The organism is Streptomyces sp. NPDC052036 (assembly GCF_040680495.1).
Classification (GTDB): Bacteria; Actinomycetota; Actinomycetes; order Streptomycetales; family Streptomycetaceae; genus Streptomyces.
Genome location: NZ_JBFAWW010000032.1, coordinates 23,693 through 39,063 on the forward strand (window position 1 = coordinate 23,693; position 15,371 = coordinate 39,063).

12 protein-coding genes are annotated in these 15,371 nt (G+C 71.2%); 1 reads left to right on the forward strand and 11 read right to left on the reverse strand.

The features are described from left to right. Positions 1–48: 48 nt before the first annotated feature. The 9 genes from pstS to AB0L95_RS31860 form a co-directional block, all read right to left on the reverse strand. A complete protein-coding gene (pstS, locus tag AB0L95_RS31820) occupies positions 49–1,188 on the reverse strand; it encodes a phosphate ABC transporter substrate-binding protein PstS (RefSeq protein ID WP_365167732.1) in 1,140 nt (379 codons plus the stop codon). A 374-nt stretch (positions 1,189–1,562) separates the two neighbouring features. Then, positions 1,563–1,976 carry an NUDIX hydrolase gene (locus tag AB0L95_RS31825; protein ID WP_365167593.1) on the reverse strand — a complete coding sequence of 138 codons (414 nt, stop codon included), beginning with the start codon at positions 1,974–1,976 and terminating at the stop codon, positions 1,563–1,565. 154 nt (positions 1,977–2,130) lie between these two features. Beyond that, positions 2,131–3,252 (reverse strand): CHAD domain-containing protein, encoded by a 1,122-nt coding sequence (locus AB0L95_RS31830; RefSeq protein ID WP_365167595.1) that lies wholly within the window; start codon positions 3,250–3,252, stop codon positions 2,131–2,133. Continuing rightward, entirely contained in the window at positions 3,233–5,512 is a 2,280-nt protein-coding gene (locus AB0L95_RS31835) for an RNA degradosome polyphosphate kinase (RefSeq protein ID WP_365167597.1), read from the reverse strand. Before AB0L95_RS31835 ends, AB0L95_RS31830 begins: the two co-directional genes overlap by 20 nt. Before the next feature lie 542 nt (positions 5,513–6,054). Further along, positions 6,055–6,993 carry a mycothiol synthase gene (gene mshD / locus AB0L95_RS31840; protein ID WP_365167600.1) on the reverse strand — a complete coding sequence of 313 codons (939 nt, stop codon included), beginning with the start codon at positions 6,991–6,993 and terminating at the stop codon, positions 6,055–6,057. Between the two features lie 69 nt (positions 6,994–7,062). Then, positions 7,063–8,508: a HAMP domain-containing sensor histidine kinase gene (locus AB0L95_RS31845; RefSeq protein WP_365167602.1), complete on the reverse strand. Its 1,446-nt coding sequence runs from the start codon at positions 8,506–8,508 to the stop codon at positions 7,063–7,065. Beyond that, a complete protein-coding gene (locus tag AB0L95_RS31850) occupies positions 8,505–9,236 on the reverse strand; it encodes a response regulator transcription factor (protein WP_365167604.1) in 732 nt (243 codons plus the stop codon). Before AB0L95_RS31850 ends, AB0L95_RS31845 begins: the two co-directional genes overlap by 4 nt. A gap of 291 nt (positions 9,237–9,527) precedes the next feature. Further along, positions 9,528–9,821: a hypothetical protein gene (locus AB0L95_RS31855; RefSeq protein ID WP_365167606.1), complete on the reverse strand. Its 294-nt coding sequence runs from the start codon at positions 9,819–9,821 to the stop codon at positions 9,528–9,530. Positions 9,822–9,859: 38 nt separating this feature from the next. Further along, positions 9,860–10,963, reverse strand: coding sequence for a trypsin-like peptidase domain-containing protein (locus AB0L95_RS31860; RefSeq protein ID WP_365167608.1), 1,104 nt, complete (start codon positions 10,961–10,963; stop codon positions 9,860–9,862). A gap of 435 nt (positions 10,964–11,398) precedes the next feature. On the opposite strand from AB0L95_RS31860, the gene AB0L95_RS31865 reads away from it, so the two are divergent. Continuing rightward, positions 11,399–13,147, forward strand: a complete 1,749-nt coding sequence (locus tag AB0L95_RS31865) for a trypsin-like serine protease (protein WP_365167610.1) — start codon at positions 11,399–11,401, stop codon at positions 13,145–13,147. 230 nt (positions 13,148–13,377) lie between these two features. Here the strand turns inward: AB0L95_RS31865 and AB0L95_RS31870 are convergent, their stop codons facing one another. Both AB0L95_RS31870 and AB0L95_RS31875 read right to left on the reverse strand, forming a co-directional pair. Continuing rightward, positions 13,378–14,403, reverse strand: a complete 1,026-nt coding sequence (locus tag AB0L95_RS31870; RefSeq protein ID WP_311694384.1) for a LacI family DNA-binding transcriptional regulator — start codon at positions 14,401–14,403, stop codon at positions 13,378–13,380. 49 nt (positions 14,404–14,452) lie between these two features. Then, the gene (locus AB0L95_RS31875) at positions 14,453–15,238 is read right to left on the reverse strand and encodes a response regulator transcription factor (protein ID WP_365167613.1); all 786 of its coding nucleotides are present in this window, start codon (positions 15,236–15,238) and stop codon (positions 14,453–14,455) included. Positions 15,239–15,371: the final 133 nt, after the last annotated feature.

Genomic DNA, 15,371 nt, shown 5'->3' on the forward strand with positions numbered 1-15,371 from the left:
CGGACGGTGCGGCCCGCTCCCCCTTCGGGGAGCGGGCCGCACATCGGGTCAGCTCAGGCTCGAGATGGTCTCGCGAACCTTGGAGTTGATCTCGGCGGGGATCGGCGCGTACTTGGCCTCGGCCAGCTGGTTCTGGCCGTCCTCCGACGCGATGTAGTTGAGGAAGGACTTGACGGCCGGCAGGGTGTCGGCCTTGTTGCCCTTGTCGCAGACGATCTCGTAGGTGACGAGGGTCAGCGGGTAGGCGCCGTCCTCGGTCGGCTGGTAGTTCAGCTTGAGGGCCAGGTCCTTGCCGGTGCCGGCGACCTTGGCGCTCGCGATGGCCTTGGTGGCGTTCTCGACGGTGGCCTTGGCCGGGGTGGAGGCGCCGGTCTTGAGGTCGACCGTCTTGATGCCGTCGGCGGCGTAGGACAGCTCGAAGTAGGAGATCGCACCCGAGGTCTGCTTGACCTGCTGGGCCAGACCGGCGGAGCCCTGAGCGGACTGGCCGCCCTTGGCCTGCCAGGCCTTGCCGCCCGAGTAGGGCCAGTCGCTCTTGGCGGTGGCGATCAGGTACTTGGTGAAGTTGTCCGTGGTGCCGGACTCGTCCGAGCGGTGGAAGGCCTGGATCTTGAGGGCCGGCAGCTTGGCGCTCGGGTTCAGCTTCGCGATCGCCTTGTCGTTCCACATCTTGATCTTGCCGTTGAAGATCTGGGCGATGGTGGACGGGTCGAGGACCAGGCTGTCGACGCCCGGCACGTTGAAGCCGACCGCGATCGGGCCGCCGACCATCGGGAGGTCGATGGCCTTGCCGCCACCGGTGCAGACCTTGCTCGACTGGGTGACCTCGTCGGGCTTCAGCGCGGAGTCCGAGCCGGCGAACGCGGTCTGGCCACCGAGGAACGCGGTGACGCCGGCGCCCGAACCGGTCGGGTTGTAGTTGATCTGAACGTCGTGGCAGGACTGCGTGTACTGCTTGACCCACGCGTCGATCGCGTTCTTCTGCGCGGAAGAGCCGGAGGCCTGCAGCTGGCCCTTGGCGTTGTCGCACTTGATGGCGGAGGCGCTGGACGCCGAGGCCGAGCTGCCGCCGCTGTTGTTGCTCTTGCCCGTGTCATCGGAGCCGCACGCCGTCAGGGCCAGGGCGCCGGAGACGGCGACAGCACCGAGCGAAAGGGCGCGAAGCCGGTTCTTGCGCTGAAGCATCACTTTCGGGAGTTCCTTCCAGAAGCCGCCGTCCGCGGCGGCGTGCGAAGTGTGGTAGCCCGTCAGGGCTGCTGTGACGGTGAACGCGACAGCACGCCCCATGCGCGCTTCGCACCGTGTACGGCCGAAATTAGGCAGAACAGGTGAAGCTGCCGATGGTCGAGAGTGAACGGAAGGTGAACCCCTGCGGTCGGTGTGGTTAGGTCACGGAACGCTTACGTCTCGGACACGGGGTCATTCCGGTGGCCGGGCCGCACTGGTGGGTGGTTGGCCTGCGAGTTTCGGCCGGTTGCGGTTGTTTCCGGCCGCCCGCGCGGTACCGCGCTCCGTGCGGGCGCGGGCGTCGAGCGGTTGCCCTTTTTCGGGGTGCATGGCCCTTATGTCAGGTTAAGTACGTTGAGCGAGGCATCGACCAGTTCCCGGTCGCGCGGCTGGGTCAGCCGGGCCCGGGCCGCGGCGGGCGGGAGCCACAGGATGCGGTCGACCTCGCGGTTCGGGGCGAAGGAGCCCGCCGTCGCCTCGGCCGCCCAGTAGTGGACCTGCTTGGGGCGGCCGTTCGCCTCGTAGCGGGCGGTGGGCAGGGGCGCGCCGGGGACGGCGGTGTACCCCGTCTCCTCCGCCACCTCGCGCAGCGCACCCGCGAGCGGGTCCTCATCGCGCTTGAGCTTGCCCTTGGGATGGGACCAGTCGTCGTATCTGGGCCGGTGGACCAGGCAGATCTGCGGTTCGCCGTCTACGGGGGAACGGCGCCACAGGACACAGCCCGCCGCGCGGATGATGTCGTCGTTCATCGGGTGCTCCGGCTCCTCTCTCGTGGCTGCGGCACGCCTGTCGCGGTGTGCCGTGCCGTCGTGCGAGTGCCTGCCGTGCTGTTGTGCCGTGCCGTCGTGCGTGTGCCCGCGGAGTCGGGGGCGGGAGCCGGTGAGTGCGCCCGCCCCGGGGCGCCTACGGGGTACCCACCGCCTGCTTCTGCCATGACTGCTGGAACGCGAAGCGGGCCGCCTCCACCTCATGGCGCTGGTCGGCGTGCAGCACGCCCAGCGCGTACGCCGTGGCCGGGGCGATGCGCGGGGTGCGCGCCGCCGCCGCGGCGGCCGCGGCGGCCTCCGAGGCGTCCCGGTGCCGGTTCAGGGCCTGGCCCGCCGCCAGCAGTCGTACGTCGACGGGCGCGTCCTCCCCGTAGAGCACCTCCCGGGCATAGCGGTGCAGGCGCAGCAGCAGCCGGACCTGGTGCCAGGGGCCGTCCTGGGGGTGCGGGGCCGGGTCGGGGGACAGGCCGTGGATCAGGGCCTCCGCGTTGTACGGGTGGCCCGCGGTGACCAGCGGCAGCGTGGCCACCGCGTCGCACAGACGCTCCTCCGCGGCGGCGGCCAGCGGACGCAGATCGGCGGTGGCCGCCGCGGACGTGAGCGGGACCTCGCTGGCGAGGACGGCGACACTGTCCGCCACCGCGTGGAACCGGCTGGAGCCGAGGGCCTGGAGGGCCGCGGAGTGGGCGCGCGTCCGGGCCAGGGTCAGCTGGCGCTCCAGCAGGGCTCCCGCCTTCGCCGCGCCGACGGTCAGATTGCCCCGCTCAGGGACGCCGGGCTGGCTGCGCGGCCCGGTGCCGGACTCCGCCGCGCCCCCCGTCGGCGCGGGGAAGACCGAGGAGCCCGACAGCCGGTGCAGCGCGAGCAGCAGCCGTTCGAGCCGGGCCGCGTACGCGTGCTCGCGGGCGAGAGTGCCCGAGAGCCACGCGAGCTCCGGGCGCATCGCCTCCGACCAGTCGGCGTCCAGGAGAGGACGGAAGGTGTGCAGCGTGCCGCTGATGCGGCGGGCCGAGCGCCGCAGGGCGAGCGCCGCGTCGCCGGAGTCGTCGGGACCCCCCACGTGCGGCTCCTCCCCCACTCTCGACCTCGCTCGGGCCGGGGGACCCCCATGAGCCGAGGGTCCACCCACACCGGTCTCCCGGTGCTGCCGCAGCGAGCGGAGAAACTCCGTGGCCTGGGCCCGCAGGTAGCCCGCGAGGGCGTCCCCGGTGGGCCCGGCCGTGGGGTTGGTGGGGGGGTCAAGGTGTTGCTGTGCCACGCCGGCGCCTCCGGGCGTCTATGAGCATCTCCTGGATGTTCCGCAGGGGCTGGCCGTCCGCGTCGGTCGCGTGCCGGGTCCACTCGCCGTCCGGGCCCAGGTGCCAGGAGGCCGTGGTGTCGGACATGCCGGTCTCGATGAGCCGGTTGAGGGCCGCCCGGTGCGCCGGGTCGGTGACCCTGACAAGTGCTTCGATGCGGCGGTCGAGGTTGCGGTGCATCATGTCGGCACTGCCGATCCACACCTCGGGTTCGCCACCGTTTCCGAACACGAAGACACGCGAGTGTTCGAGGAAGCGGCCGAGGATGGACCGCACCCGTATGTTCTCCGACAGGCCGGTGACGCCGGGGCGCACCGCGCAGATGCCGCGCACCCACACATCGACCGGGACGCCGGCCTGCGACGCGCGGTAGAGCGCGTCGATGATCGCCTCGTCCACCATCGAGTTGACCTTGATGCGCACGCACGCGGGCCGGCCGGCCCGGTGGTGCTGGATCTCCTTGTCGATCCGGGAGACCAGGCCGTCGCGCAGGGACTTGGGGGCGACCAGCAGCCGGCGGTAGGTCTCCCGGCGGGAGTAGCCGGACAGCCTGTTGAACAGGTCGGACAGGTCCGCGCCCACCTGCGGGTCGGCGGTCAGCAGCCCCAGGTCCTCGTACAGGCGTGCGGTCTTCGGGTGGTAGTTGCCCGTGCCGACATGGCTGTAGCGGCGGAGCGTCTCGCCCTCCTGCCGTACGACCAGGGACAGCTTGCAGTGCGTCTTCAGGCCGACGAGCCCCCAGACGACATGGCAGCCCGCCTCCTCCAGCTTGCGGGCCCACTTGATGTTGGCCTGCTCGTCGAAGCGGGCCTTGATCTCGACCAGCACCAGGACCTGCTTGCCGGACTCGGCCGCGTCGATGAGCGCGTCGACGATCGGCGAGGTCTCCGAGGTCCGGTACAGCGTCTGCTTGATGGCGAGCACGTCCGGGTCGGCGGCCGCCTGCTCCAGGAACGCCTGCACCGAGGTGGAGAAGCTGTCGTACGGGTGGTGCAGCAGGACGTCCCGTTCCCGCAGCGCCGCGAAGATGTCGGGCGCGGACGCCGACTCGACCTCCGCGAGGTCACGGTGGGTGCCCGCGACGAACTTCGGGTACTTGAGCTCGGGTCGGTCGAGGGCGGCGATGCCGAAGAGACCGGTGAGGTCCAGGGGACCCGGCAGCGGGTACACCTCGGCCTCGGAGATCTTCAGCTCGCGCACCAGCAGGTCCAGCACATACCGGTCGATGGACTCCTCGACCTCCAGGCGCACCGGCGGTCCGAAGCGGCGCCGCATGAGCTCCTTCTCCAGGGCCTGGAGCAGGTTCTCGGCGTCGTCCTCCTCGACCTCGAGGTCCTCGTTGCGCGTTATCCGGAAGGTGTGGTGCTCCAGCACCTCCATGCCCGGGAACAACTCCTCCAGGTGCGCGGCGATGACGTCCTCGATGGGGACGTAGCGCTGCGGGGAGGCCTCCAGGAAGCGGGAGAGCAGCGGCGGCACCTTGACGCGCGCGAAGTGGCGGTGGCCGGAGACCGGGTTGCGCACGACGACCGCGAGGTTGAGCGAGAGTCCCGAGATGTACGGGAAGGGGTGCGCGGGGTCGACGGCCAGCGGGGTGAGCACCGGGAAGATCTGGTGCCGGAACAGCGTGAACAGGCGCGCCTGCTCCTTGTCCGTCAGATCGTTCCAGCGGACCAGGTGGATGCCCTCCTCCGCGAGCGCGGGGGCGACGTCCTCGTGGAAGCAGGCCGCGTGCCGGGCCATGAGCTCGCGGGAGCGGGCCCAGATCATCTCCAGCACCTCGCGGGGCTGGAGGCCGGACGCCGAGCGGGTGGCGACACCGGTGGCGATACGGCGCTTCAGACCCGCCACCCGGACCATGAAGAACTCGTCCAGGTTGCTGGCGAAGATCGCCAGGAACTTGGCGCGCTCCAGCAGGGGTGTGTTCGGGTCCTCGGCCAGTTCGAGCACGCGCTCGTTGAACTGGAGCCAGCTGCGCTCGCGGTCGAGGAAGCGGCCCTGCGGCAGCTGGGCGCCCTCTCCCTCCTCGTAGGCGTCGAGGTCGGCGTCGATGTCGGGTTCGAGTTCGGAGACCGTCGCGGCCACGGTGTGCGGGCGGTGCGCGGCGATGGAACCCACAGAGGGCTGCTGATTCTGCGTGTTCGCGCGACCCGAGGGTTCCCCCTCGCGGGGGGCGGCGGGGGACGGGTGGGCCGGTGCCTGGGCGTTCTGCTGGCTCATAAACCCATTCTTCCGCGCCGACCGGGTGACAGGCGCGTCGGAGCGGGCGGGCGGCGGTGCGGAGAACGGAACCCCGCGTTCCGCGCCGGCCCCGTGGTGCGGGGGCGGCGAGGGCTCTGGCACGACGGCGTTCATTGGCTGAGCGTCGCAAGTCCGTCTGAATCAATGGTTACGGCGACATGACGTGCGGGATAGCGCGGAGAGGCTCGCGGACGTCTACAGGAGGCGTGGCGGCGTACGAAGGGCTGGACGGGGCGTATACGGCGCCCCGGCCCGGGACGGGTGCGGTGCACGGGGCGGGGGCTGCTTCTGGTCGCGCTGGGGCTGCTGCGGTCGGGCCCGGGTCTCCCGCAAGTTCCGCCGAGGGCTGCCGCGGGCTCGGTGGGGACCGTCGTCACCCGGCCGGGCGGTGGCCCGTCAGCGGGGGGCTGCCCGGTCTGCGTGCCCCGCCGACGGGCGCCGTGCCGCTGCCGGAGCCCCTGCGCGGACACCTGCTGCCGGTGCTCCGGACCCGGCAGCGGCTCACCGGTCTCTCAGGTCTCTCAGGTCTCCGTCCGGTACATCAGATCCGTCTCGTAGGTGCTGAAGCCCAGCCGCTCGTACACCGCGAGCGCCGCCGCGTTGTCCGCATCGACGTAGAGCATGGCGGTCGGCAGGCCCTGGGCGGTGAGGTACCGCAGTCCGATCGTGGTGAGGGAGCGACCGAGGCCGCCGCCCTGGGCGCCGGGCCGGACACCGAGGACGTACACCTCGCCGAGCTGTTCCTCCGCGTGGACCTTGGTCCAGTGGAAGCCGATGAGTTCGGGGCCGTGCGCACCCTCCCGCTCCGCGAGGAAGAAGCCCTGCGGGTCGAACCACGACTCGGCCTTGCGGTCGTCGAGGTCGCGCTGGGTCAGGGAGCCCTGCTCGGGGTGGTGGGCGAAGGCCTCGCCGTTGACGGCGAGCCAGGCCGCGTCGTCCTGGCCGGGCACGAAGGTGCGGACGGTGACACCGTCGGGCAGCTTCGGCTCGGGCAGTTCGAGCTGGTCCAACGGGCGGCGCAGCTGGCGCAGTTCGCGGAAGAGGGTGAGGCCGAGCACCTGGGCGAGGTGGCGGGCGGCGGAGTGACCGCCGTGCGCCCACACCCGCAGCCGCTTGCCGGAGGCGGCCAGAAGGGCGGCGCCCAGCGCCCGGCCGTGCCCGTGGCCGCGGTACGAGGGGTGCACGACCAGTTCGGCGGCCGGGGCCTCCACCGGGTCGGTGTCCTCCAGCTGGGCGTACCCGACGAGCGTCTCGCCGACCTTCAGCAGCAGATGGGAGACGCCCTCACGCTCACCGCCGCGCAGTTGCAGCCGCCCCTGCTCGGACACCGCCTGTTGTCCGTCGACCCGGGCGGCGTCGGCGAGCAGCTCCAGCACGGCCTCGGCCTGTGCGGGGGGGAGCGTGGTGACGGTGTCGATGGAGCGGGTCGGTGCCGGGCGGGCGGTGTCGTCGCTGGTCATGGATACGAGGGTAAGGGGCGGGCCGGGAGGAGGGGAGGGAACCGGGAGGGGTGTGGGAAGGTCCGGCGGTCACTCGTCCGGAGTGGGCGGCGGTGTCGGGGCGCCCGGTAGCCGGAGCGTCGCCACCGTGCCTCCGCCGTCCGCCGGCTGAAGGGCCACCTCGCCGCCCGCCTGCTGGACCGTGCGGGCCACGATCGACAGGCCGAGGCCGGAGCCGGGCAGCGCGCGGGCCGAGGGGGAGCGCCAGAAGCGGTCGAAGACATGCGGGAGTTCCTCGGCCGGGATGCCGGGGCCGTGGTCGCGGACCGTCAGGACGCCGTTGGCGAGGGCGACGTCGATCGTGCCGCCGTCGGGGCTGAACTTCACCGCGTTGTCGAGGATGTTCACGACCGCCCGCTCCAGCGCGGACGGCTCCGCCTGGACGTACCAGGGCTGGAGGGCCGTCGTGATGGTCAGCTCGGGGCCCCGCAGCCGGGCCCGGCGCAGGGCGGCCTCGACGGTGTCCTGCAACTCCACCACCTGGGCCTTGCCGGCGTGCAGACCCTTCTCGGGGCGGGACAGCTCCTGGAGGTCACCGATCAGCGAGGCCAGCTCGGTCATCTGGGCCTTCACCGAGTCGAGGAGCGCCTTGCGGTCCTCCGCGGGGAGCGGGCGGCCCGTCTCCTCGCTGCGGGTGAGCAGTTCGATGTTGGTGCGCAGGGACGTGAGCGGGGTGCGCAGCTCATGGCCGGCGTCCGCGATCAGCTGCTGCTGCAGTTCGCGGGAGCTGGCGAGGGCCGAGGTCATCGAGTTGAAGGAGCGGGACAGCCGGGCGATCTCGTCCATGCTGACCTCGTCCACCGGGATCCGCGTGGTCAGGTCCTCGGTCCGGGCGATGTGTTCGACGGCCTCCGTCAGCTTGTCGACGGGGCGCAGACCCGCACGGGCCACGGCCAGGCCGACGGCACCGGCGCCCACGACGCCGAGGCCGGACACGATGAGGAGGATCACGGCGAGGTCGTCGAGCGTCTTGTCGGTGTCCTTCAGGGGGTACGCCACGATCAGGACATAGCCCGGGTTCAGCTGAGGGCCCGCGGGGCTCTCGCTCAGCAGGGGCGTCGTCAGCACCCGCACCGGCGCGCCCTTGCTGTCGACGCTGTTGTGGAGGATCCCGTGGGTCGGGTTCTGGGCGATCTCGGTGTCGCTGTGGGTGATCTTGACCATGCCGGCCGAGTTCGGGTACACGCAGATCTGGCCGTCGACGCTGACCACCTGCGTGTAGTACGTGCTCATCTCTGGGCCGCGGTCGCCCTGCGGGGAGGGCGTGGTGGTGCAGTCGGCCAGGACGTTCGCCAGACCGCCCGGCCGCACCGGCGCGGTGGAGCTCTTCAGGTCGCTGTCCACCTGCTCGTACAGCTTGCCCTGCACGATGAACCAGCAGCTCACCGACACCGCCGCCACCCCGAACGCCACCGCCGCCGCCACCAGCAGAGCGAGCCGGGAGCGCAGCGGCAGGGAGCGGAAACGCTTGATCACTCGGCGCCGCCCTGCCGCAGGACGTAGCCCACACCGCGCACTGTGTGCACCAGACGGGGTTCGCCGCCCGCCTCGGTCTTGCGGCGCAGGTACATCACATACACGTCGAGGGAGTTCGACGACGGTTCGAAGTCGAAGCCCCAGACCGCCTTGAGGATCTGCTCGCGGGTCAGCACCTGGCGCGGATGTGCCAGGAACATCTCCAGGAGCGTGAACTCGGTACGGGTCAGTTCCACCGGCCGCCCGCCCCGTGAGACCTCGCGCGTCGCCAGGTCCATCCGCAGGTCCGCGAAGGTCAGGGCCTCCTCCTCCAGGGCACCCACCGCGGTGGCCGCGTACGAGCTGCGGCGGAGCAGGGCGCGGATACGGGCGAACAGCTCGTCCAGTTCGAAGGGTTTGACCAGGTAGTCGTCGGCCCCGGCGTCGAGACCGGTGACGCGGTCGCCGACCGTGTCGCGGGCCGTGAGCATCAGGATGGGGGTGGTGGTGCCCGCGCCGCGCATCCGGCGGGCGGCGGTGAGGCCGTCCATCCGCGGCATCTGGATGTCGAGGACGACCAGGTCGGGCTGGTACGCGGTGGACTTCGCCAGGGCGTCCGCGCCGTCCACGGCGACCTCGGTGTCATAGCCCTCGAAGGCGAGGCTGCGCTGGAGTGCTTCGCGGACCGCGGGCTCGTCGTCGACGATCAGAATGCGCTGGGGTTCACGGTCGCCTTCGGCGGGGCTCATGGGTCGGGGGTTCCTCGGGGTGCGGCGGGACGGTGGCTGAACGTCTTCAGCCTCGCACGTTTCGTGCGGAAGAGGCGGAAGGGACCGGAACGGTCACCGGCGCCGGGATCGTCTGCGCGCGGAGGGCGTGCGCCGGCGCCGGGAGCGTACGGGCGGGCGGATCGGGTGGGCGCCGGCGCCGGGGCGCTGAGGCGGGCGGATCTGCGGAGGGGCGGGCGGGGCGAAGGTGCGTGGCGGCTGCGGATCTGCGGGGGCTGTGCGGTGTGCGTGCCGGGGCCGTGTGGCGTGCGGTCAGCACATCGCCGTGGTGAGACGGTTCAGCGGCACCTTGCGGCGGGGGCGCCCGACGTTGGTGCGCCGCAGGCCCATCAGCTGGGGGACCGCCACCTCGGGGGCCCGGCCGACCGGTGCGCGCAGCTCGTACGCCTTCGAGGCGGGGGCCGCGGGGGCCACGACGATGCGGAGTTCGTACGCCTCCGGCGCGGGGGCCGCAGGGGTGTGGAGCTCGTGTGCCACGGCCAGGGCCAGGCAGACCCGGGCGGGGGCGACGGGGGCGGTCGTGGGGTGCAGAACCTGCTTGATCATGTCGTGCTCCTTACCAACCGGCCCTACCGGGCGTCCGTTCAGTTCTGAGAACCGGAGCGGAGAGTCGCCAGGTCGGACTTGACGGTGTTGATCGGGATGGCGAAGCCGAGACCCACGCTGCCGGTGCTCGACGAGGTCGAGTCCGAACTGGCGGAGTACATCGCCGAGTTGATGCCGATGATGTTGCCGTTCATGTCGATGAGGGCGCCGCCGGAGTTGCCCGGGTTGAGGGACGCGTCCGTCTGGATCGCCTTGTACGTGGTGGTGTAGGACCCGGTGTCGCCGTTGAACTGGCGGCCGCCGAACTCGAACGGCCACTGGCCGTTGCTGTTGCCCTGGCCCTGGCCCTGGCTCTCGTCGGTCGAGACGGTGACGTCGCGGTTGAGGGACGAGACGATGCCGCTGGTGACGGTCCCGGTCAGGCCCTCGGGGGAGCCGATCGCCACGACCTGATCGCCGACCTGGATGCCGTCGGAGTTGCCGAGCGTGGCGGCCTTGAGCCCGGAGGCGCCCTCCAGCTGGATGAGCGCGAGGTCCTTCTTGCTGTCGGTGCCGACGACCTGGGCGGTGTAGGACTTGCCGCTGCTCGTGGCGACCTTGATCGAGGACGCGCCGGAGATGACGTGGTTGTTGGTGACGATCTCGCCGTTGCCGGTGATGATCACGCCGGAGCCGGTCGACTGGCCCTGGCCCGAGGTGGCGCTGATCTCCACGATGCTCGGGCTGACCGCGGCGGCGACCCCGGCGACCGTGCCCCTCTTGCTCGACGGCACGACATTGGTGCTGGTCGAGCTGGAGGGGGTGGTGGTCTTGCCGGTCAGTTCCTGGATGCCGTAGGCCGTGCCGCCGCCTATGGCCGCGGCGACGATCGCCACGGCGGCGAGGATCGCGAGCGGCCCCTTGGTCCGCTTCTTCGGCTCGGGTGCTGCGGGGACGGTGCCGAGGTGCGCGGTGGCGTCGCCACCGTCGCCGTCGCCTCCGCCGTATCCCGGGGCGAAGGCCGGCCGGGCCGGCTCGTACGCCGGCGGGGGCGGCCACTCGGGGTTCACGGAGGGAGCGACGTGCTGCTGCCGGGGGTACGCGGACTGGTGTCCGTCACCCTGGGGGTCGTACTCGCTGCTGCGGCGGAAGCTCTCGGTCATGGAATAGAGAGTGTCCCGGGATCATGAGAGCCAGCTGAGTCACCGCTGAGAAGCCCGACAGAACCTCGTATGCCCGATATAAAGGCGCCCCGCGGACGCCCTCGGGAACGGGGCGCAGGAAGGCCGTGACAGTCCCGGGGCCCCTGGTGCCATGGAGATCGGGGAAATCTGAGGTTTCTGTGAGATGAGTGGCAGGGGAGCGGCAGACGAACATTTGTCTGAGGGCTGTGAAGCCCGTGTGACGGAAGGGCGCCCGAGGCTACGATCACGCCCACCGGAGGGGGGCTCCGCGGTTTCGCCCGACTGCTCTGCGCGGCTTTTGCGCGCGCTGCGTCGGGCCGGTGCGTCGTACGCCCTCCTCGGGCCCTTGCCTACGACATATCCCAGGAGCCCTGAGTGATACGTGCCCTGCGCGACCGCTGGAGACGCCCTGCCGTGGCGCTTCCCGTGGCCGCCCTTGCGCTGACCCTGAGCGGTGTCGGCGCCCTGGCGGCCCAGTCGGCGGCCGCCGCCGACGGACTCCCGACGCCCGGAGTCACCCAACAGCGGACCGATGCGCCGAAGCCGGCCGCATCGTCCCAGGAACTGCACGAGCGCCTGATCAACGCCGCCAAGAAGCAGGCGGCCGTGAACAAGGAGCAGGCGCAGACGGCGGCCGTCAAGGCGCCCGCCGCCACGGGCAAGCCGTCCTCGTTCATCATCGGCGGCACGACGACGACGATCGCCTCCGCGCCGTGGATGGTCCAGCTCGGCTACTACGACCCCGCCACCGACGAGGGCTACTTCTGCGGCGGCACCCTGGTCGCCCCGAACAAGGTCCTCACCGCCGCGCACTGCGTCGCGGGCCTGAACTGGGTCGACAACGGTGTCGTGCGGGCCGGTTCGGGGGACCTCGACGGCGGGACCGCGGTGTCCGTCCTGCGTCAGTGGAGCCACCCCCACTTCAACCACGACACGCTCCAGAACGACATCGCCGTCCTCACCCTCGGCGCGCCGCTGGAGCAGCAGTGGATGCGCCTGGCCGCGTCGAACGACAGCGCGCTCTACAAGCCCAGCACCACCGCCAACGCCACCGTCTACGGCTGGGGCCTGACCTCAGGTGCCGACGGTGCCGACCTGTCGGCCACGCTGCGCAAGGTGAGCCTGCCGATGGTCGCCGACACGACCTGCAACAGTGCGATGAAGTCGGTCATCGGCGCGGACTACTTCGCCGAGGGCTCGATGATCTGCGCCGGCACCCCGGCCACCGGCACCGACGAGGGCACCAAGAGCACCTGCAACGGCGACTCCGGCGGCCCGCTCGTGGTCGGCGGCAAGATCGTCGGTGTGGTGTCGTGGGGCGTCGCGGGCTGCACGGCCAAGGGCGCCTACCCGGTCTTCACCAAGGTCTCCTCGTACACCTGGGCCGCCCAGCCCCGTATCGACGACACGGACCTGAACTACGACGGCCGCGCCGACCTGCTGGAGCGCACCCCCTCCGGGGGCCTGTTCGAGCAGGACAGCAAGGGCACCTCGCTCACCCAGCGCGCCTTCGGCAGCAGCGGCTGGCAGACCGCCAGCTGGGCTCTCCAGGCCGACCTGGACCGCGACTACTTCCAGGACCTGATCGTCCGCGAGAAGAGCGACGGCAAGCTGTACCGCAGCTACTACGACCACGCCGCCCAGGAGTTCACCTGGATGCAGATCAGCTCGGTGTGGGGCGGCTACAAGTCCTACGCCGTCCCGGGCGACATGACCGGTGACGGCCGCCCGGACCTGGTCGCGGTGGACTCGGACGGCTCGGTGTACCTGTACCCGGGCAAGGGCAACGGCCAGTTCTACGGCCGGGTCAAGGTCGTCGACCGGGCGTGGAAGGGCGTGCAGATCTTCGGCCGGGGCGACCTGTCCGGCGACGGGAAGGCCGACCTGCTGGTCCGCTCCACCGACGGCACGCTGTGGTTGTACCGGGGCACCCAGCAGGAGCACACCCCGTGGTCGGCCCGGATCAAGGCGCGTACGGGGTGGAACTTCACCTCGAACGTGGCCAACGGCGATGTGACGGGCGACGGCATCGCCGACGTCATCACCCGCGACTCCAGCGGCAAGCTGTGGCTCTACCCCGGCACCAACAAGGCGTCCGCGGACCTGTTCGGCTCCCGGATCAGCCTGGGCACCGGCTTCAACCAGTACAACCTGCTGTTCTGAGCACCAGGCTGATCTGAGCACCAGGCTGATCTGAGCACCACGCGGTTCCGAGCACCCTCGGAACACGGACGCTCGGCACACAGCCCTGGCGACGGCCCGTCGGTCAACCGGCGGGCCGTCGTCGTGTCGGAGCAGCATGGGACAGGACGCGGCCCGGCGGGGACCTGGCGTGGGACAGGACGCGACCCGGCCGGGAGTGGTCCGGGCGCCGGGGAACCCGGGCTACCGGCTCAGCCCTCGCAGCCGCAGGAGCCGCGTACCACCAGGCGTGAGGGGAACTGCTTGACGCGCTCGCGGCGGGAGCCGGCCACGCGGAGGCCGTCGTCGAGGACCAGGTCCACGGCCGCCCGGGCCATCGCCGACCGGTCCGAGGCCACCGTCGTCAGCGGCGGATCCGTCAGTGCCGCCTCCTTGACGTCGTCGAACCCGGCCACGGCCAGTTCGCCCGGCACATCGATACGCAGCTCGCGCGCCGCGCGCAGCACGCCGATCGCCTGGTCGTCGGTGGAGCAGAAGATGGCCGGCGGACGGTTCGGCCCGGCCAGCAGCTCAAGGCCCACCTGGTACGCGTCGTAACGGTTGTACGGCGCCTCGAAAAGCCGGCCCTCCGTCGGCAGCCCGGCCTCCTGCATGGCCCGCCGCCAGCCCTCGACGTGGTCGGAGACCGGGTCGCCGACCGCCGGGGTCTCCGCGGTGCCGCCCATACAGGCGACATACGGGTAGCCGTGCTCCAGCAGATGGCGGACGGCGAGCTGGGCGCCGCCGAGGTCGTCGGTCACGACCGCCACGTCGTCGATCGCCTCGGGCCGCTCGTGCAGCAGCACCACCCGGGCGTCCCAGGCGTCGATCTCGGCGGCGGCGTGGTCGTTGAGCGCGTGGCTGACCAGGATCAGCCCGGAGACGCGCATACCGAGGAAGGCACGCAGATAGTGGACCTCGCGCTCGGCAACGTAGTCGGTGTTGCCGACGAGCACCATCTTTCCGCGCTCGGCGGCGGCCTGCTCGACCGCGTGCGTCATCTCGCCGAAGAAGGGCTGGCGCGCGTCCGGGACGATCATGCCTATCAGGTCCGTGCGCCGCGACGCCATGGCCTGGGCGACCCGGTCCGGCCGGTACCCCAGTTCCTTGATCGCCGCGAGGACACGCTCGCGTGTGGCCGGGGCAACCGGCCGGGGTCCGTTGTTGATGACATAGCTGACGACCGCCGTGGAAGTCCCCGCCAGCCGCGCCACATCATCCCGAGTCACCTTGGCCACGCGCGGAGTCTACGCGGATGGACCGCCCCTGGGCAGGGCTTACGTGGTTCTATGCCTCAGCCGTGACCTCGGCCGCGGACACGGTTGCCGTCACGCCCGCATCCTCCGCCTTTGGCCGGTCCGCCGGGGCCTTCGCCTTCGGTTCCTCGGCCGAGCGGTCCGGCTTCTCCGGGGTGACGAACCGATAGCCGACGTTCCGGACGGTGCCGATCAGCGACTCGTGCTCGGGGCCGAGTTTGGCGCGCAGCCGTCGTACATGGACGTCGACCGTGCGCGTACCGCCGAAGTAGTCGTAGCCCCAGACCTCCTGGAGCAGCTGGGCCCGGGTGAAGACACGGCCCGGGTGCTGCGCCAGGTACTTCAGGAGCTCGAACTCCTTGAAGGTGAGATCGAGGACGCGGCCCTTGAGCTTGGCGCTGTAGGTCGCCTCGTCCACGGACAGGTCACCGTTGCGGATCTCCATCGGGGAGTCGTCGTTGACGATCTGCTGGCGGCCCATGGCCAGCCGCAGTCGCGCCTCGACCTCGGCCGGTCCCGCGGTGTCCAGCAGCACGTCGTCGATGCCCCAGTCGGCGGTGACGGCCGCGAGACCGCCCTCGGTGACGACGAGTACGAGGGGGCAGCCGGGCCCGGTGGAGCGCAGCAGCTGGCACAGGCTGCGCACCTGCGGCAGGTCCCGCCGTCCGTCGACGAGGATCACGTCGGCGCCCGGGGTGTCGACGAGAGCGGGGCCTTCCGCCGGAGCCACTCGCACGTTGTGCAGGAGCAGGCCGAGAGCGGGAAGCACCTCCGTGGACGGCTGGAGTGCGTTGGTCAGAAGAAGCAGAGAACTCATCGTGCGCCTCCCGCCTCAATCGTCGTCGGTTCGTGCACGGTTCGCTCGCCCATAACGTCTGGTTCCTCCTCGGTCCCTTCGAGGACGTTTGCGGCACTGCTTCGTACGGTGGCGAATCCCCGCCACCTGGGAC